The 18,952-nt window shown below is 56.2% G+C and carries 10 protein-coding genes and 2 rRNA genes; 5 read left to right on the forward strand and 7 right to left on the reverse strand.

The window, feature by feature from the left end:
* Positions 1–498 precede the first annotated feature (498 nt).
* The 4 genes from yjbE to ACLIBF_RS19540 all read left to right on the forward strand — a co-directional run bounded on the left by yjbE (position 499) and on the right by ACLIBF_RS19540 (position 4,421).
* Positions 499–747 carry an exopolysaccharide production protein YjbE gene (yjbE, locus tag ACLIBF_RS19525; RefSeq protein WP_031375538.1) on the forward strand — a complete coding sequence of 83 codons (249 nt, stop codon included), beginning with the start codon at positions 499–501 and terminating at the stop codon, positions 745–747.
* A gap of 196 nt (positions 748–943) precedes the next feature.
* The gene (locus tag ACLIBF_RS19530) at positions 944–1,591 is read left to right on the forward strand and encodes a YjbF family lipoprotein (protein WP_031375539.1); all 648 of its coding nucleotides are present in this window, start codon (positions 944–946) and stop codon (positions 1,589–1,591) included.
* Positions 1,588–2,331, forward strand: a complete 744-nt coding sequence (locus ACLIBF_RS19535; RefSeq protein WP_448310317.1) for a capsule biosynthesis GfcC family protein — start codon at positions 1,588–1,590, stop codon at positions 2,329–2,331. The genes ACLIBF_RS19530 and ACLIBF_RS19535 overlap by 4 nt, the downstream gene beginning before the upstream one ends.
* Positions 2,331–4,421 carry a YjbH domain-containing protein gene (locus ACLIBF_RS19540; RefSeq protein WP_316554493.1) on the forward strand — a complete coding sequence of 697 codons (2,091 nt, stop codon included), beginning with the start codon at positions 2,331–2,333 and terminating at the stop codon, positions 4,419–4,421. Before ACLIBF_RS19535 ends, ACLIBF_RS19540 begins: the two co-directional genes overlap by 1 nt.
* A 511-nt stretch (positions 4,422–4,932) precedes the next feature.
* Here ACLIBF_RS19540 and metH read toward each other — a convergent pair.
* A complete protein-coding gene (gene metH / locus ACLIBF_RS19545) occupies positions 4,933–8,616 on the reverse strand; it encodes a methionine synthase (protein ID WP_448310418.1) in 3,684 nt (1,227 codons plus the stop codon).
* A gap of 193 nt (positions 8,617–8,809) precedes the next feature.
* Here metH and iclR point away from each other — a divergent pair, with 193 nt between their 5' ends.
* Positions 8,810–9,640, forward strand: coding sequence for a glyoxylate bypass operon transcriptional repressor IclR (gene iclR, locus ACLIBF_RS19550; protein WP_069729427.1), 831 nt, complete (start codon positions 8,810–8,812; stop codon positions 9,638–9,640).
* Here iclR and aceK read toward each other — a convergent pair.
* From aceK to ACLIBF_RS19580, 6 genes are all read right to left on the reverse strand, one after another.
* A complete protein-coding gene (aceK, locus tag ACLIBF_RS19555) occupies positions 9,615–11,363 on the reverse strand; it encodes a bifunctional isocitrate dehydrogenase kinase/phosphatase (protein ID WP_279810445.1) in 1,749 nt (582 codons plus the stop codon). The two genes, iclR and aceK, sit on opposite strands and share 26 nt — an antisense overlap.
* A 60-nt stretch (positions 11,364–11,423) precedes the next feature.
* Entirely contained in the window at positions 11,424–12,725 is a 1,302-nt protein-coding gene (gene aceA, locus ACLIBF_RS19560; RefSeq protein ID WP_031375545.1) for an isocitrate lyase, read from the reverse strand.
* Between the two features lie 17 nt (positions 12,726–12,742).
* Entirely contained in the window at positions 12,743–14,341 is a 1,599-nt protein-coding gene (aceB, locus tag ACLIBF_RS19565; RefSeq protein ID WP_279810446.1) for a malate synthase A, read from the reverse strand.
* Between the two features lie 261 nt (positions 14,342–14,602).
* Complete coding sequence (gene metA / locus ACLIBF_RS19570; RefSeq protein ID WP_031375546.1) at positions 14,603–15,532, reverse strand: homoserine O-acetyltransferase MetA; 930 nt, start codon at positions 15,530–15,532, stop codon at positions 14,603–14,605.
* Positions 15,533–15,711: 179 nt separating this feature from the next.
* Positions 15,712–15,827 (reverse strand): 5S ribosomal RNA (gene rrf, locus ACLIBF_RS19575).
* 199 nt (positions 15,828–16,026) lie between these two features.
* Positions 16,027–18,932, reverse strand: a 23S ribosomal RNA gene (locus ACLIBF_RS19580).
* Positions 18,933–18,952: the final 20 nt, after the last annotated feature.

The following is an 18,952-nucleotide window of genomic DNA, read 5'->3' on the forward strand; positions in this document are numbered from 1 at the left end:
ATTTATTCACTGCGCTACCGCCGCTCCGGTTGGATAATTCTTAAAATCACCTAAGATAATTCTGAACATGCCGTGATTAACCACGTCTTAATCCAGTTAAAAATGGACCTGAAATAAGTGCATGATAGCAGTTACTCTTTGATTATTAATGGGATTAAAATAAGGCAATCCTGAGTAAATTCTGATTATTCTTATTCCGTACCAAATATAACTAAAAAAGAACAATCCGCTTTGCATCTGTTTTATGACCAGTGAAATATGCGGCATTAACCGGAAATATTCCGATATAAAAAGGTGTTAAAACCAAACTGACTTAATATCCCGCCGTTTTACCCCGCCCGATCGCCTGCTTTTTCCGGTGCTGAACTCTGGTATTTTGTTGCCCTATACTGAACGCGCCCGCAATGGGACTGTCCGTCGCCTTTGCTGCGTAGTTATCTGCGCGGTGAATGTGGCGGATCAGAGATCCTTCATTCACTCAATGCAGGAAACGTTGTTATGAAAAAAACCATGGTTGCCGGTGCAGCCCTGATTTTCGTTGCTGTCTCTTCTAGTGCTTTTGCAGCCCCGGAAGACGCAGGTGCCGCAGCTGGCGCGCAGGCGGGAGCAATCTCCGCTGGCACGTCGACCGCTGTAGGTATCGGCGCACTTGGCGCGTTAGTCGGGCTCGGCATTGCTGCTTCTGGCGGTGGTGACGGCGCAAATACCGGTACAACAACCACGACCACGACGAGCACCACTCGTTGATGGATACCCAGCAGGTGTTCGGGTGCCAGACAGCGGCAAACGGGCAACGGCGGAATCGCTGACCACGGTGAGTGATCTGCCGGGCAACGCAGTCTTGCTGTACCGACACGCGAACCCTGCGGGTATAGGACCTTTAAACATAACCACACGCCTGTGTGGTTATTTTTACTTTGGCATGACTTATCAGGGACACACAGTGCGCCAACTTCCTCTGCTGCTCGCTTGCCTGCTGCTGCAGGCCTGCACACAAACGCAAAAAGGCCTTGAACAGACCCTTATGCTGGCCGTTAACGGTCCGGATGACGTCACCGTCACCGACCAGCAGGTCAACGCATTACCCTACGCCAGCCTCTATGCCCGCCTCAATGAAGGCCCGCGAATCTTCGTGGTACTTGGCTACAACGAAGCCGGCCAGCAGAAATGGGTAACGCAGGATCAGGCGATGCTGGTGACACAGCATGGCCGGCTGGTTAAAACGCTGGGATTACCCGATAACCTGATTAGCGTGAGTAATCTGCAGCAGGATCCGCTGGCGGATAGCCTGCATCTCAGCAACGGTGCCAGCTGGACCCGCATCGTGCAGTGGACCGAGCAGGGCAACATCCGCGCGGGGACGGTTCGGTCCACCTTCCAGCGCGGCACCGATGAAGTGCTGACCGTGGCGGGTAACCGTATCGCCTGTCGCGTCTGGCATGAGCAGGTGAGCCTCGACAGCAGCAACCGCGAGTGGGAAAACACGTTCTGGATCGATAACAGCAGCGGCGATGTGGTGCAGGCCCATCAGATGCTGGCGGCTGACGCCTTCCCCGTAGACACCACCATTCTGAAGCCGGCGAAATCATGAAAAAAATCACTTTCCTGCTGGCCGGATTGAGTCTGCTCAGCACCGCAGGCGCGCAGGCTGCTGCGCAGGTTACGGTCCATGCGCCGCACAATGGAGCACAGGCAGAACTGAGCCAGGTGCCCGATCTGGCACAACTGGTCAGCCAGCCCGCCCTTCAGCAATCGATCGACTGGCGCAGCAGCGTCATTGCCGAACGCGGCGCCAGCGCCGTGGCACAGCAGCAGTATCAGCAGACGCTGGGCCAGCTACGTGCCTGGCGAGCCGACAGCAGTGGCGATCGTGCCGCCGCGATTGATGAGGTGATCCGCCAGCTAAGCGCGATTAAGGTCACCGGCCGGCAGTTCACCTCGCTCGATCCGGACTGGGTGCGCCTGCATCCGGCCGACAATCGCCGCCTTGAAGGCAGCTACGATCTCTATCTGCAAACCCGGTCTGATTCGGTGTTACTGCTCGGCGCGCTGAGCGGCGCAGGCAAGGTCAGCTGGCAACCGGGCCGCTCAGTGCGCGAATACCTGGCCGATCATGCACGCCTTTCCGGCGCGGAACGAAACTTTGCAACGGTTATCGCCCCCTCAGGTGCCACGCAGCAGGTGCCGATTGCTTACTGGAACCACCGTCACGTCGAAGTGGAACCGGGCAGCATTATCTGGCTGGGCTTCTCATCATGGAGCCTGCCAGGCGCCTATGACGATCTGAATAATCGCATCCTTTCCGTTCTGACTCACCGGATACCAGACTGATGAAAAAACGTTATCTCTTCAGCCTGTTGGCTGTTTCTGTGGCGACAGCCTGTCAGGCGCAGGCTGAAACCTGGCCCGCGCCGGTGGGCCCTTCACAATCCGATTTCGGTGGTGTTGGCCTGATGCAGGTGCCGACGGCGCGCATGGCCAGAGAGGGCGAGTTCAGCCTTAACGCGCGCGACAACGATCAGTACCGCTATTACTCCGCGTCGCTGCAGCTGTTCCCGTGGCTGGAAACCACCGTGCGCTATACCGATGTACGTACCCGCCGCTACAGCGCCGTGTCAGATTTCAGTGGCAATCAGAGCTACAAAGATAAAGCCTTCGATCTGAAACTGCGTCTGTGGCAGGAAGGTTTCTGGCTGCCGGAAGTGGCGCTGGGTACCCGTGATCTTGGCGGTACCGGGCTGTTCGACAGCGAATATCTGGTCGCCAGCAAAGCCTGGGGTCCGTTTGACTTCACGCTCGGCCTTGGCTGGGGCTATCTCGGCAACAGCGGCACGGTTAAAAACCCGTTCTGCTCCTACAGCGACAGCTACTGTCAGCGTCCACGGGTCGGGGAAGCGGGCTCGATCAATGGCTCACAGATGTTCCATGGTCCAACGGCCCTGTTTGGCGGCGTCGAGTATCAGACACCGTGGCAGCCGCTGCGGCTTAAGATGGAATATGAAGGCAACGATTATCAGGATGATTTCGCCGGCCGGCTGACGCAGAGCAGCAAGGTTAACGTCGGTGCCATCTATCGCGTGACCGACTGGGCAGATATTAATGCCAGCTACGAGCGCGGCAACACCTTTATGTTTGGTGTGACCATCCGCACCAACTTTAACGATCTGCGTCAGGCGCACATCGACAGCGAGAAACCGGCGTATAACCCGCAGCCTCAGCCGAAGCTGCTGGAGCCGACCGTGGTCGGTAATCAGCTAACTGACCTGAAGTACAATGCCGGACTCGACGGTCCACGCATTCAGACCAAAGGCCACACGCTGTATGTGTCGGGCGAGCAGACCAAATATCGCGACACCCAGGAAGGGGTCGATCGCGCTAACCGCATCGTCATGAACCACCTGCCGGCGGACATTGATACCATCAGCGTCACCGAGTCCCGCTTCAATATGCCGCAGGTCACCACCGTGACGCCGGTCGCCAGCCTGCACAATACGCTGGCGGGCTATCCGCTGGGCCACGAGCAGCCGCTGCAGCAGACGCGTGAAAATCCGGTGGATCCGGGTCAGACTGAGCAGGGAATGTTTATCCGTAAAGATCGCCTGAACTACAGCCTGTCACCGGTGCTCAATCAGTCAGTGGGCGGCCCGGAAAGCTTCTACATGTATCAGGTTGGCGTGATGGGTAACGTCGATTACTGGCTGACCGATCACCTGCTGGTGGGCGGTAGCCTGTTCGGCAACCTCGCTAACAACTATGACAAGTTCAACTACAACGGCGCGCCAGCGGACTCCAGCCTGCCCCGCGTGCGGACCCATATCCGCGACTACGTTGAGAACAACGTCTACGTTAACGATCTGCAGGCTAACTATATGGGCCACCTCGGCAATGGCTTCTATGGTCAGCTGTATGGCGGTTATCTCGAAACCATGTATGGCGGCGTGGGCGGCGAGCTGCTCTATCGTCCGGTCGATGCCAACTGGGCCGTGGGCGTTGATGCCAACTATGTCCGGCAGCGTGACTGGGACAATATGATGCAGTTTACCCGTTACAAAGCCTCAACCGGCAACCTGACCGCCTACTGGCGTCCGTGGTTTATGCAGGATGTGTTGGTCAAAACCAGCGTCGGTCAGTATCTGGCGAAAGATAAAGGTGTGACGGTAGACGTGTCGAAGCGCTTTGACAGCGGCGTAATGGTGGGTGTTTATGCCACTAAAACCAACGTGTCGTCTGAAGAGTATGGCGAAGGTGACTTCACCAAAGGGTTCTACATCTCGATTCCGATGGATCTGTTCACCGTCACCCCAACCCGTGGTCGGGCGCAGGTCAACTGGGTGCCGCTGACGCGTGACGGTGGTCAGATGCTGGGCCGTAAGTACCAGCTGTATGATTTGACGTCGGATCGCGACGCTCGCTTTAACTAAACAGAGGCGGCCTCCGGGCCGCTTCATGCTGTTGATAGAAAGCGGGCTCAGGGAGCATACGCCCTGCGTAAAGACGCAAAAAATGCCATCCATGGCATGCTCAGCGCGGGCCATCCCTGGCCCGCGCTGCTTTACTCCGGGCGTATACTCCCATCGCGTTGACTTCGGTACACATTTCAGACGGCCCTCTGAACGCTTCAGACGCTGAAAAGCCGAATCAGGGTGAGGCTGGCCGCAGCACCTAAGCTCAATGCGCAGGGAACGCGGTCAGAAGAGGAAAGCGTCCCGCTGCCCGGATAAAAACGCCGGGAGCGTTTTTGAACAATGCAAAGCGTTGGCCCGGCTACGGGCGCAATTCAGGGATGAGGTGCGTAATCGTGCGGGCCGAGCGGCCAGGGACTGGCTTTAGCGCCTTTCCGATCTGACCGTGTATCCTGCGCTGGCTCGATTTCACTGCTGACCGGGCCAGACTGTGCAACAACCTCAGGCGGCCATCAGGCCGCTTTTTTGTTTAGTCTGCGTCGTAGCCGAGATTTGGTGCCAGCCAGCGCTCGATCTCGGTCACTGACATCCCTTTACGCGCCGCATAATCCTCCACCTGATCGCGCTGAATCTGCGCCACAGCGAAGTAGCGACTGTCAGGATGGCTGAAATACCAGCCTGAGACTGCCGCGCCTGGCCACATGGCAAAGGATTCGGTCAGCTGCATGCCGGTCTGCTTTTCCACATCCAGCAAGGTCCAGATCGCCGCTTTCTCAGTATGCTCGGGACAGGCCGGATAGCCTGGCGCTGGCCGTATGCCCTGATAATTTTCGCGAATCAGCTCTTCATTACTCAGGTTTTCGTTGGGCGCAAATCCCCAGATCACTTTACGCACGCGTTCATGCAGATATTCCGCAAAGGCTTCAGCCAGACGGTCAGCCAGCGCTTTCACCATGATCTTGTTGTAGTCGTCATGCTGACGATCGTACGCCTCCGCCAGCGCATCCTCTTCCAGTCCGCCGGTCACCGCGAAGGCACCGAGATAGTCCGCTTTACCGCTTGATTTAGGTGCGACAAAGTCCGCCAGACAGTAGTTGGCGAAGTCGGTTTTTTCGGTCTGCTGACGTAAGTGATGACTCACTACCAGTAACTCACTGCGGCGCTCATCGCGATAGATCTCGATGTCATCGCCGACCCGGTTAGCCGGAAAAATACCGACCACGCCGCGCGGTTTCAACAGTGCCTGCTGGCTTAGCTGGTCCAGCATCGCATTCGCATCGGCGAACAGGCGCTGTGCCTCTTCTCCGACCACCTCATCTTCCAGGATGCGCGGATACTTGCCAGCCAGCGACCAGGTCATGAAGAACGGCGTCCAGTCAATGTAGTTGCGCAGCGTTTCAATACTGGCCTCGACCTGACTGACCCCGAGACGATGCGGCACCGGCGGCGTATAGCTCTGCCAGTCAATCGAGGTGGCGTTGTCGCGGGCCACCTGCAACGATACCGGCGGGGTGCGCGGTTTTTTGCGCGCATGCTGAATACGCACGGTTTCGTACTCTTTACGGGTCCGCGCCACAAAATCCTCTTTCAGCGTGGCGGAAAGCAGTGAAGAGACCACGCCTACGGTACGTGAGGCGTTCTGCACGTAGACCGTCGGACCGCTGTAGTTCTGCTCAATTTTGACCGCCGTATGCGCTTTAGAGGTGGTCGCGCCGCCGATCAGCAGCGGTAGAGTGAAGCCCTGACGCTCCATCTCTTTCGCCATATTGACCATCTCATCCAGCGACGGCGTAATCAGGCCCGACAGGCCAATGATGTCAGCATTCACTTCACGCGCCGTTTTCAGGATCTTCTCGCCCGGCACCATCACGCCGAGGTCAATAATTTCGTAGTTGTTGCACTGCAGCACTACGCCAACGATGTTTTTTCCAATGTCGTGAACGTCGCCTTTGACCGTGGCCAGCACGATTTTACCGTTGCTGCGCCCCGCCTCTTTGCTGGCTTCGATAAAGGGCTCCAGATAAGCCACCGCCTGCTTCATTACCCGCGCCGATTTCACCACCTGCGGCAGGAACATCTTGCCTTCGCCAAACAGATCGCCAACCACGTTCATGCCGGACATCAGCGGGCCTTCGATCACCTCTATCGGACGCGGCACCTGCTGGCGCGCCTCTTCGGTATCCTGCTCAATGAATTCGGTGATGCCTTTGACCAGCGAATATTCCAGCCGCTTCACCACGTCCCAGCTGCGCCACTCGGCCAGCTGTTTTTCCTGAGCACCGTCACTTTTGCCGCCACGATATTTTTCCGCCAGATCCAGCAACCGCTCGGTCCCGTCATCACGGCGATTGAGGATCACATCTTCTACCGCATCGCGCAGCTCCGCCGGCAGATCGTCATAAATCGCCAGCTGGCCGGCGTTGACGATGCCCATATCCATGCCTTTGCGGATGGCGTAGTAGAGAAATACCGCGTGTATCGCTTCGCGCACCGGATCGTTGCCGCGGAATGAAAACGACACGTTGGAGACGCCACCGGAGATCATCGCATGTGGCAGCTCGCGCTTGATATCCTCACAGGCGCCGATGAAATCCATCGCGTAGTTGTTATGTTCTTCAATGCCGGTCGCCACCGCAAAAATGTTGGGGTCGAAGATGATATCTTCCGGCGGGAAACCGACCTGCTCCGTCAGGATGCGATAGGCGCGGCGACAAATCTCAATCTTACGGGCGCGGGTATCCGCCTGGCCCACCTCATCAAATGCCATCACTACCATCGCCGCACCGTAGCGGCGGACCTGGCGCGCATGATGAATAAAGGCCGCTTCACCCTCTTTCATCGAAATGGAGTTAACGATGCCTTTACCCTGAATGCACTGCAGCCCTTTTTCAATCACCTCCCACTTTGAGGAGTCGATCATGATCGGGACGCGGGCAATATCCGGCTCACCAGCAATCAGATTCAGGAAGCGCACCATCGCCGCTTCGGCGTCGAGCATTCCTTCATCCATGTTGATGTCGATGATCTGAGCACCGCTTTCAACCTGCTGCAGCGCTACTTCCAGCGCTTCGTTATATTTCTCTTCTTTAATCAGCCGTTTGAATTTGGCTGAACCGGTAACGTTGGTCCGTTCGCCGACGTTAACAAACAGCGATTCTGCGGTAATGTTGAGCGGCTCAAGACCGGCCAGACGGCAGGCAACCGGGATCGTCGGCAGCTTACGCGGAGCAACGCCCTCAACGGCCGCCACCATGGCGGCGATATGCTGCGGTGTGGTCCCGCAACAGCCACCGATAATATTCAGAAAACCCGAAGTCGCCCATTCGCCAATCTGCTGCGCCATCAGCTCCGCATCCAGATCGTATTCGCCAAAAGCATTGGGTAAACCAGCGTTCGGGTGCGCAGTGACGTAACCCTCGGCGATGCGCGACAGCTCCGCCACATACTGACGCAGCTCGTCCGGTCCGAGGGCGCAGTTAAGGCCAAAGGAGAGTGGTTCAGCGTGCCGCAGGGAGTTGTAAAAGGCCTCGGTGGTCTGGCCGGAGAGTGTCCGGCCGGAGGCATCGGTGATGGTGCCTGAAATCATCAGCGGCAGCGTCACGCCGAGCGCTTCCATCTCGGTCTGGACCGCATAGATCGCCGCTTTGGCATTCAGGGTATCGAACACCGTTTCGATCATGATGATGTCACAGCCGCCTTCCACCAGCGCACGGGTCGATTCGCGGTAGGCGTCCACCAGCTGATTAAAAGTGACGTTACGGTAGGCGGGATCGTTAACATCGGGCGAGATCGAGCAGGTACGGTTTGTCGGCCCCAGCACGCCCGCGACGTAGCGTGGGCGATCCGGCGTTTTTGCCGTCCATTCATCGGCGCAGACGCGCGCCAGACGGGCGGCCTCGTAGTTGATCTCGGCCGATAACGCTTCCATCTGGTAATCCGCCATCGCAATGGTGGTGGCGTTAAAGGTATTGGTTTCGAGAATATCGGCACCGGCAGCCAGATAGGCGTCGTGGATCTCGCGGATCACCGCTGGTTTAGTCAATACCAGCAGATCGTTATTGCCCTGAAGATCGCAGGGCCAGTCGGCAAAACGGCTGCCGCGAAAATCCTGCTCATCCAGCTTATAGCTCTGGATCATGGTACCCATACCGCCGTCCAACACCATAATGCGTTGTGCGAGCTGCTGATGTAGCGCTTCGATTTTATTGCTCACTGATGGCCCACCCACGTCAATCTGCTGGCTGAAATAGCTGTTAGTCATTCTGTCATAAGCGGGTTAACCAACAAAGCAACCTTAGCTGAGACATTTTCAGGTCGGCCATGAACAGGTCTGACCAGAAAACCAGCATTTGCAAAGCGCGTGATTAAAACGAAAATGATTTCCACATTCCTAAGGAGATTTGATCATGGCGACGCCTGTTCCCGTTAAGCGCGGCAAAAAACCTCGCGGCACTGCCGCCACTGCCGCACCCGCGGGTGGCCAGGTGCAATCCCTGACCCGCGGCCTGACACTGCTGGAGCTGATTGCCGATTCCCACGGCAGCGTGGCGCTGACCGAACTGGCACAGCAGGCAGGTTTGCCGAACTCCACGACTCATCGCCTGCTCAGCACCATGCAGCAGCAGGGGTTTGTCCGCCAGGTGGGCGATCTGGGGCTGTGGACCATCGGAGCACATGCCTTCGTGGTGGGCAGCAGCTTCTTGCAGAGTCGCAATCTGCTGGCGCTGGTGCATCCGGTACTGCGCAGCCTGATGGACGCCTCGGGCGAGACGGTTAATCTGGCGGTGCTGGATCTCAGCGATCATCAGGCGGTGATCATCGATCAGGTGCAGTGTACCCAGCTGATGCGCATGTCCGCACCGATTGGCGGCAAGCTGCCCATGCACGCGTCGGGAGCCGGCAAAGCGTTTCTGGCCCATCTCAGCGATGAGCAGGTCACGACGCTGCTGCATCAGAAAGGGTTGCATTACTACACGCCGAAGACCCTGATGTCGCCGCAGAGCCTGAAAGAGAATCTGGCGCAGGTGCGTAAAGCGGGCTTCTCGTTTGATGATGAAGAGCATGCGCTTGGACTGCGCTGTGTTGCAGCACCGATCTATGACGAACACGGCGAGCCGTTTGCGGCCCTCTCCATCTCCGGCCCGATCGCCAGGATGACCGACGATCGCATTACCGAACTGGGTGCGCTGGTGATCCGTGAAGCGCGTCAGGTCACGCTGGCGTACAGTGGTCGCTGACTGCCTCCGTCGCGTAGCGCACGCAGAAGCGCTGCGCCTGCCGCCAGGCAATCACCTCTTCCACGTGTCCCCCGGCAATGCGTTGTTGCTGGGCTCGCCACCAGCGGGCCTCAAAAATCTCCGGATGCAGTTCCAGCAGCAAAGCACCGATGGCAGCGTCGCTGCATAGTGCATAACGGAAGGTTTCCGGAAATACATCGTCCGGCCCGACGCTGTACCAGGGTTCGGCGCTGAGTTCATCCTCTTCGTAGCGCGCGGCCGGCACCTCACGGAAGTGCAGTTCCTGCATCGGTCGGATCTCATCGTAGTCGTAAAACACCACCCGGCCATGGCGGGTTATGCCGAAGTTTTTAAACAGCATGTCGCCCGGGAAGATATTCGCCGCCGCCAGCTGGCGGATAGCATTGCCATACTCCTCAATCGCCTGACGCCGTTGTTCGGCACTGGCCTGCGCCAGATAGAGGTTAAGCGGCTGCATGCGGCGTTCGAGCCACAGGTGCCGAATGATCAGCCGGTCGCCTTCAATCTTCAGCTTCTCCGCCGCGCAGGCGTTAAGTTCGGTCAGCAGTTCAGGCGAGATACGCGCCAGCGGCAGCGCGAACTGCTCAAACTCCTGAGTATCCGCCATTCGTCCGACGCGATCGTGCTCTTTAACCTGCTGATAGCAGGCGCGCACCTGGGCCTCCGTTACCTCTTTTTGCGGCGCGAAGCGATCTTTAATCACTTTAAACACCCGATCAAAGCCAGGCAGCGTGAAGACCAGCATCACCATGCCGCGAATGCCAGGTGCGATCTCAAATTCAGCTTCACTCTGTTCCAGCGCCTGCAGGTATTCGCGGTAACTTTCGGTCTTGCCATGCTTCTGGCAGCCAATCGCCATATAACGTTCGGCCAGCGTTTTGCCTGGCAGAATCGGCTGCAGCCACGCCACCAGCGCTGCGGGCATCGGCGCATAAACCATGAAATACGCGCGGGCGAAACCAAACACAATACTGGCGTCATCCACATCGGTCAGACAGGTATCGATCCACAGTTCGCCCGTCGCGCTGCGCTGAATCGGCAACAGACAGGGATGGATGGCATCCGGCAGGTGCAGACGCGCCACCAGCCATGCAGTTTTATTGCGATAAAACAGTTCGCAACTGACCTCAAGCCAGCCCTGCTCCAGCTGCGGAAACTGCGTCTGCAGGTGGCGCACAATCCAGCCGATATCACGTTCGCGATGCTGCCATGGCAAGGTTAACGGTAAATCACGCAGCACCTGTCCGATCAACGCCTGCCAGCCCTGCTGTGGCTGATAGCCGCGCGCCAGCGGCCGCGACGGACTTATCTGTGCTGACGGTGATTGAGAACTGAAGATAAATAGCCGTTCTGGCTGCAAATCGGCATGACCGTGCAGCCGGCAGTAGACCGAATTAAAGAAACTCTCTGCAATTTCATAGCGCGGATAGCCAGGCAATAAGCTTTCATACTGGCTCTTTACCCGTAGCCAGAACGCCTCATCCCAGCAGGCTGCACCGTTCAGCACCCGCAGCTGATCAGCGACCAGCCCGACATGATGATCGTAGAGATGGATTCTTGCTTTCATGGCCTGCTGCACCGCCTGCCATTCAGCCTGTTCAAAGCGCTGCTGGGCTCCGGCCGTGATGTCGAGAAAGCGGCCATATTGTGCGTCGAAGCCCTGCAGGATGGTGTGCGCAATCAGCGATTCGCGTGGCGGCATAATCAGCTCCGATAAAAGCCCGCCCGCGAACAGCCGGGCAGGAGACTGTCAGGGATTTACTCAGAACTGGTGCTCTTCAGTCGAACCGGTCAGCGCCGTCACCGACGATTTACCGCCCTGGATGGTGGTGGTGACCCGATCAAAATAGCCGGTGCCCACTTCCTGCTGATGCGATGAGAAGCTGTAACCGCGATCGCGCGCGGCAAATTCAGGCTGCTGCACTTTCTCAACGTAGTGGCGCATGCCCTCGCCCTGCGCATAGGCGTGAGCCAGGTCAAACATGTTGAACCACATGCTGTGAATCCCGGCCAGCGTGATGAACTGGAAGCGATAGCCCATCTCGCTGAGCGCCTGCTGAAACTGTGCGATGGTGCGATCGTCGAGATTTTTTTTCCAGTTGAACGATGGCGAACAGTTATAGGCCAGCAATTTACCGGGATAGCGGGCGTGGATGGCATCGGCAAAACGCTGCGCCATAGCCAGATCGGGCGTCGAGGTTTCACACCACAGAATGTCAGCGTAAGGGGCATAAGCCAGACCGCGGCTGATCGCCTGCTCGATACCGGCATTGGTGCGGAAGAACCCCTCTGCAGTGCGGTCGCCACTGATGAAAGGACGATCGTATTCATCGCAGTCTGAGGTAATCAAATCGGCTGCATCGGCATCGGTACGCGCCAGCAGCAGCGTGGGCACGCCCATGACATCGGCCGCCAGCCGGGCAGCCACCAGTTTTTGTATCGCTTCCTGCGTCGGTACCAGCACTTTACCGCCCATATGACCGCATTTTTTCACCGCCGCCAGCTGATCTTCAAAGTGAACGGCCGCCGCTCCCGCCTGAATCATCGCTTTCATCAGCTCAAACGCATTCAGCACGCCGCCGAATCCCGCTTCGGCATCGGCAACGATCGGCAGAAAGAAGTCGGTATAGCGACTGTCACCCGCTTCAATCCCGCTGGACCACTGAATCTGGTCGGCGCGCTGAAAGGTCTGATTGATGCGCGTCACCACTTCAGGTACCGAGTTAACCGGATAGAGCGACTGATCCGGGTACATCTGTCCCGCCACGTTGGCATCGGCAGCCACCTGCCAGCCAGAGAGATAGATCGCCTCTATACCGGCCTTTGCCTGCTGTAATGCCTGCCCACCGCTTAACGCGCCCAGACTATTGATGTAACCCTTCTTCGCGTCTCCGTTAAGCAGCGCCCACAGTTTTTCCGCACCGCGCTGGGCCAGAGTGCAGGCGGGCTGTACCGAGCCGCGCAAATTTACCACCTCTGCCGCACTGTAAGGACGGGTGATGCCTTCCCAGCGCGGGTGCTGCCAGTGCTGCTCGAGTTGCTGAATTTGTTGAGTACGTGTCATGGCAATGTCTCCGAGAGTCAGGGGATCAGGCGGTAGCCCGGCAGAGTAAGGAATGAGACCAGCTCGCGTTCGGTGGTGATTTGCGCCATCAGCTGTGCCGCTTCGCCATAGCGACCGGCACTGAACCGGGTTTCGCCCAGGCTCTGCTGCAACAGATGGAGTTCTTCGTTCAGCCAGCGCAGGAACAGTTCAGCGGTAACCTGCTGACCACTGCTCAGGGTTTGCTGATGACGTATCCATTGCCAGATTGAGGTGCGGGCAATCTCTGCCGTGGCGGCATCCTCCATCAGGCCATCAATCGGCACACAGCCGTTGCCGCTGATCCAGGCTTCAAGGTATTGCAGCGCTACGCGAATATTGGCGCGCATACCCGCTTCAGTGCGTTCACCGGAACAGGGCGCCAGCAGCGTGGTCGCGTCGATCGGCGCATCCTCTTCCCGTGTGACCGATAGCTGGTTAAGCCGGTTGCCCAGCACCGCATCAAATACCGCCATCGCGGTGTCCGCCAGACCGGGATGGGCGATCCAGGTGCCATCATGACCGTTGTTCGCTTCGCGCTGCTTATCTTCCGTAACGCGTTGCAGCACCCAGGCATTACGCGCCGGATCTTTACTCGGGATCAGCGCTGACATGCCGCCCATCGCAAACGCGCCGCGCCGATGACAGGTTTTGATCAGCAGGCGTGAATAGGCGTCCAGAAAAGGCTGAGACATAGTGACGGACTGGCGATCCGGCAGTACCCGATCCGCATGCTGTTTCAGCGTTTTGATATAGCTGAAGATGTAGTCCCAGCGCCCACAGTTAAGGCCAACGATGTGATCGCGCAGATTCCACAGGATCTCATCCATCTGGAAGACCGCCGGCAGAGTTTCTATCAGTACCGTGGCTTTGATGGTGCCGCGCGGCAGATCGAAACGATCCTCACTGAAGCTGAAGATCTCACGCCACCAGGCGACCTCCTGCCAGCTTTCGGTTTTGGGCAGATAGAAATAGGGACCGCTGCCTTTCGCCAGCAACGGGTGAACGTTGTGAAAGAAATAGAGCGCGAAATCAAACAGCCCGGCGGGAATCGGATTGCCCTGCCAGCTGACATGCTTTTCCGATAGATGCAGGCCGCGCACCCGACACATCAGCACGGCTGGATCGGCGCGCAGCTGGTAAATTTTGCCGGCATCGCTGGTATAGCTCAGGGTGCCCTGTACCGCTTCACGCAGGGTCAGCTGCCCCTCCATCAGCTTATTCCACTCCGGTGACAGCGAGTCCTCAAAATCTGCCATAAATACTTTTACATTCGCATTCAGGGCGTTAATAACCATTTTGCGATCCGGCGGACCGGTAATTTCGACCCGACGATCCTTCAAATCTTCCGGAATCGAACGGATTGCCCACTTACTAGCTCGAATGGAAGCTGTTTCCATATCAAAGTCGGGCAGATAACCCTGATCGTACTGTTGCTGTCGCAGCTGGCGGGCCGTCAGTAACGCGTCACGCTGTGAGGCAAAGCGCGTAACCAGCGCATCTAAAAACAGAATCGCCTCGGCAGTCAGCAACTGCTGTTCGGCATGGTTAAAGGGCTGGCTGAAGGTCAGGGTATGGCTGATTACAGAATCTGTCATGCTGGCGCTCTCCTGTATTCAGAGGATCGAATAACGCGGATCCCCGGATCGACTGTTTTGTGAACTACAGGATCAGAGCATATTCATTTAATTTTCTAAATCAAAAACTATTTCCATTTTATTGGAATAAATTATCCATCCGATTGTTTTTAAAGTAGTTAAACTTTTATTTTCTAAGGGAACAGTTTTCACCGTCAATTTCAGGTGAAAAAAAACCGTGTCGCCAGCGGCTAACACGGTTCAGTTGAGGATATCCCGGCGCTATTCAAGAGTCGGATTCATGCGGCGTAAATCAAACGGTGTGATCTGATAGACGTAGTAGTTAAGCCAGTTAGAGAACAGCAGATTACCATGGCTACGCCAGGCGGCACGCGGTGGCAGTGCCGGATTATCCTGTGGGAAGTAGTTATAAGGCACCTCAGGATTGAGGCCGGCTTCATAATCACGGTGATATTCACCCGATAAGGTCAACGCATCGTATTCAGGATGACCGGTAACAAACACCAGTCGTTTGTCTTTACTCGCCATCAGGTAGGCACCGGTTTGTTCCGATTCAGCAAATAATTCCAGATCGGTATAATCGGTAATCAACTGCGTCGGGAAATCAGCATAACGTGAATGCGGCGCCAGAAAATTATCATCAAATCCGCGGGTCAGTAAGGCATGCGGATGCAATATCTGATGCTCAAAGACACCTGATAGCTTGTTATGCCTGGTCTGCTTTGGAATGCCATACAAAATATTAAGCGCCGCCTGCACTGCCCAACAGACAAACAGCGTTGAGGTAACATGCTCTTTGGCCCAGTGCAGCACGCGCTGGATCTGTGGCCAGTACGCCACATCATTAAAGTCGACCAGTCCCAGCGGAGCACCTGTCACGATTAAGCCATCAAAGTTGTCGTGCTGGATATCTTCAAAATTGCAGTAGAAGTTATTGAGATGCTCAGTCGGCGTGTTACGTGACTCCCGGCTGTCGATGCGTAACAGCTGAATATCGATCTGTAACGGTGAATTTGAGAGCAGGCGCAGGAACTGATTTTCCGTTTCGATCTTTTTCGGCATCAGATTCAGTACCAACACTTTAAGCGGACGGATCTCCTGAACACTGGCGCGTGACGAGGTCATCACAAAGACGTTTTCGTTACGCAAAAAATTCACTGCCGGTAATTCGTCGGGAACCCTGATTGGCATAGCCTGCTCACCTCTTACAACCATATAAACGTTTAGACATCTGGATGCCCAACATTAGCCTGGTGGTCCTGTAATGTCGAGGTTTCATGCAGAAAATGAAAATGTTTCAGCTTAAAGTGGCAAATCGCAGACGTAAAAAAGCCCCGCACTTTCGTGCGGGGCTTCTTCACTCGTATGATGCCTGGCAGTTCCCTACTCTCGCATGGGGAGACCCCACACTACCATCGGCGCTACGGCGTTTCACTTCTGAGTTCGGCATGGGGTCAGGTGGGACCACCGCGCTACAGCCGCCAGGCAAATCTTGGTGCACGAAACGAATCTTTTACGCCGTGACCGCGTTGCCATCGCTCGGCCACACCGGTCACATACTTCAGTATGCTCCCGCTGACGTCCTCGCTCTGCGCCTTGTCACGCCGCAAAATCTTTCGTTTCCGCTAATTTTTATCCGGTACAGGCTGAAAATCTTTCGTCTCTCAAAACGCCTCTGGCGTTGTAAGGTTAAGCCTCACGGGTCATTAGTACCGGTTAGCTCAACGCATCGCTGCGCTTACACATCCGGCCTATCAACGTCGTCGTCTTCAACGTCCCTTCAGGACCCTTAAAGGGTCAGGGAGAACTCATCTCGGGGCAAGTTTCGTGCTTAGATGCTTTCAGCACTTATCTTTTCCGCACTTAGCTACCGGGCAATGCCATTGGCATGACAACCCGAACACCAGTGGTGCGTTCACTCCGGTCCTCTCGTACTAGGAGCAACCCCCCTCAATTCTCCAGCGCCCACGGCAGATAGGGACCGAACTGTCTCACGACGTTCTAAACCCAGCTCGCGTACCACTTTAAACGGCGAACAGCCGTACCCTTGGGACCTACTTCAGCCCCAGGATGTGATGAGCCGACATCGAGGTGCCAAACACCGCCGTCGATATGAACTCTTGGGCGGTATCAGCCTGTTATCCCCGGAGTACCTTTTATCCGTTGAGCGATGGCCCTTCCATTCAGAACCACCGGATCACTATGACCTGCTTTCGCACCTGCTCGAGCCGTCACTCTCGCAGTCAAGCCAGCTTATGCCATTGCACTAACCTCACGATGTCCGACCGTGATTAGCTGACCTTCGTGCTCCTCCGTTACGCTTTAGGAGGAGACCGCCCCAGTCAAACTACCCACCAGACACTGTCCGCACCCCGGATAACGGGGCCACGTTAGAACATCAAACATTAAAGGGTGGTATTTCAAGGTTGGCTCCACGCGGACTGGCGTCCGCGCTTCAAAGCCTCCCACCTATCCTACACATCAAGGCTCAATGTTCAGTGTCAAGCTGTAGTAAAGGTTCACGGGGTCTTTCCGTCTTGCCGCGGGTACACTGCATCTTCACAGCGAGTTCAATTTCACTGAGTCTCGGGTGGAGACAGCCTGGCCATCATTACGCCATTCGTGCAGGTCGGAACTTACCCGACAAGGAATTTCGCTACCTTAGGACCGTTATAGTTACGGCCGCCGTTTACCGGGGCTTCGATCAAGAGCTTCTCCTTACGGATAACCCCATCAATTAACCTTCCGGCACCGGGCAGGCGTCACACCGTATACGTCCACTTTCGTGTTTGCACAGTGCTGTGTTTTTAATAAACAGTTGCAGCCAGCTGGTATCTTCGACTGGCTTCGGCTCGGGGAGCAAGTCCCTCCACCTACGCGCCAGCGTGCCTTCTCCCGAAGTTACGGCACCATTTTGCCTAGTTCCTTCACCCGAGTTCTCTCAAGCGCCTTGGTATTCTCTACCTGACCACCTGTGTCGGTTTGGGGTACGATTTTGTGTTACCTGATGCTTAGAGGCTTTTCCTGGAAGCAGGGCATTTATCACTTCAGCACCGTAGTGCCTCGTCGTCACGCCTCAGTGTAAAGTGAACCGGATTTGCCTGGAACACACACCTACACGCTTAAACCGGGACAACCGTCGCCCGGCTGATATAGCCTTCTCCGTCCCCCCTTCGCAGTAACACCAAGTACAGGAATATTAACCTGTTTCCCATCGACTACGCCTTTCGGCCTCGCCTTAGGGGTCGACTCACCCTGCTCCGATTAACGTTGAACAGGAACCCTTGGTCTTCCGGCGAGCGGGCTTTTCACCCGCTTTATCGTTACTTATGTCAGCATTCGCACTTCTGATACCTCCAGCATGCCTCACAGCACACCTTCGACGGCTTACAGAACGCTCCCCTACCCAACAACACATAGTGTCGCTGCCGCAGCTTCGGTGCATGGTTTAGCCCCGTTACATCTTCCGCGCAGGCCGACTCGACCAGTGAGCTATTACGCTTTCTTTAAATGATGGCTGCTTCTAAGCCAACATCCTGGCTGTCTGTGCCTTCCCACATCGTTTCCCACTTAACCATGACTTTGGGACCTTAGCTGGCGGTCTGGGTTGTTTCCCTCTTCACGACGGACGTTAGCACCCGCCGTGTGTCTCCCGTGATAACATTCTTCGGTATTCGCAGTTTGCATCGGGTTGGTAAGCCGGGATGGCCCCCTAGCCGAAACAGTGCTCTACCCCCGAAGATGAGTTCACGAGGCGCTACCTAAATAGCTTTCGGGGAGAACCAGCTATCTCCCGGTTTGATTGGCCTTTCACCCCCAGCCACAGGTCATCCGCTAATTTTTCAACATTAGTCGGTTCGGTCCTCCAGTTAGTGTTACCCAACCTTCAACCTGCCCATGGCTAGATCACCGGGTTTCGGGTCTATACCCTGCAACTTAACGCCCAGTTAAGACTCGGTTTCCCTGCGGCTCCCCTATACGGTTAACCTTGCTACAGAATATAAGTCGCTGACCCATTATACAAAAGGTACGCAGTCACCCCCATAAAGAAGGCTCCCACTGCTTGTACGTACACGGTTTCAGGTTCTGTTTCACTCCCCTCGCCGGGGTTCTTTTCGCCTTTCCCTCACGGTACTGGTTCACTATCGGTCAGTCAGGAGTATTTAGCCTTGGAGGATGGTCCCCCCATATTCAGACAGGATACCACGTGTCCCGCCTTACTCATCGAGCTCACAGAATGTGTGTTTTTGTGTACGGGAGTATCACCCTGTACCCTGCGACTTTCCAGACGCTTCCACTAACACACAAGCTGATTCAGGCTCTGGGCTGCTCCCCGTTCGCTCGCCGCTACTGGGGGAATCTCGGTTGATTTCTTTTCCTCGGGGTACTTAGATGTTTCAGTTCCCCCGGTTCGCCTTGCAGCACTATGTATTCATGCTGCAATGATGCACTGAGTGCACCGGGTTTCCCCATTCGGACATCGACGGCTGTAGCGGTTCATATCACCTTACCGTCGCTTTACGCAGATTAGCACGTCCTTCATCGCCTCTGACTGCCAGGGCATCCACCGTGTACGCTTAGTCGCTTAACCTCACAACCCACAGGCGTTTT

The organism is Pantoea sp. PGP6, assembly GCF_053474785.1.

What these genes read in the sequence shown, in the direction of transcription:
- ACLIBF_RS19535 (WP_448310317.1), top strand. Translation starts at nt 1,588, where the DNA reads ATGAAAAAAATCACTTTCCTGCTGGCCGGATTGAGTCTGCTCAGCACC.
- aceA (WP_031375545.1), bottom strand. Translation starts at nt 12,725, where the DNA reads ATGACACGTACTCAACAAATTCAGCAACTCGAGCAGCACTGGCAGCAC.
- yjbE (WP_031375538.1), top strand. Translation starts at nt 499, where the DNA reads ATGAAAAAAACCATGGTTGCCGGTGCAGCCCTGATTTTCGTTGCTGTC.
- aceK (WP_279810445.1), bottom strand. Translation starts at nt 11,363, where the DNA reads ATGCCGCCACGCGAATCGCTGATTGCGCACACCATCCTGCAGGGCTTC.
- metA (WP_031375546.1), bottom strand. Translation starts at nt 15,532, where the DNA reads ATGCCAATCAGGGTTCCCGACGAATTACCGGCAGTGAATTTTTTGCGT.
- aceB (WP_279810446.1), bottom strand. Translation starts at nt 14,341, where the DNA reads ATGACAGATTCTGTAATCAGCCATACCCTGACCTTCAGCCAGCCCTTT.
- ACLIBF_RS19540 (WP_316554493.1), top strand. Translation starts at nt 2,331, where the DNA reads ATGAAAAAACGTTATCTCTTCAGCCTGTTGGCTGTTTCTGTGGCGACA.
- iclR (WP_069729427.1), top strand. Translation starts at nt 8,810, where the DNA reads ATGGCGACGCCTGTTCCCGTTAAGCGCGGCAAAAAACCTCGCGGCACT.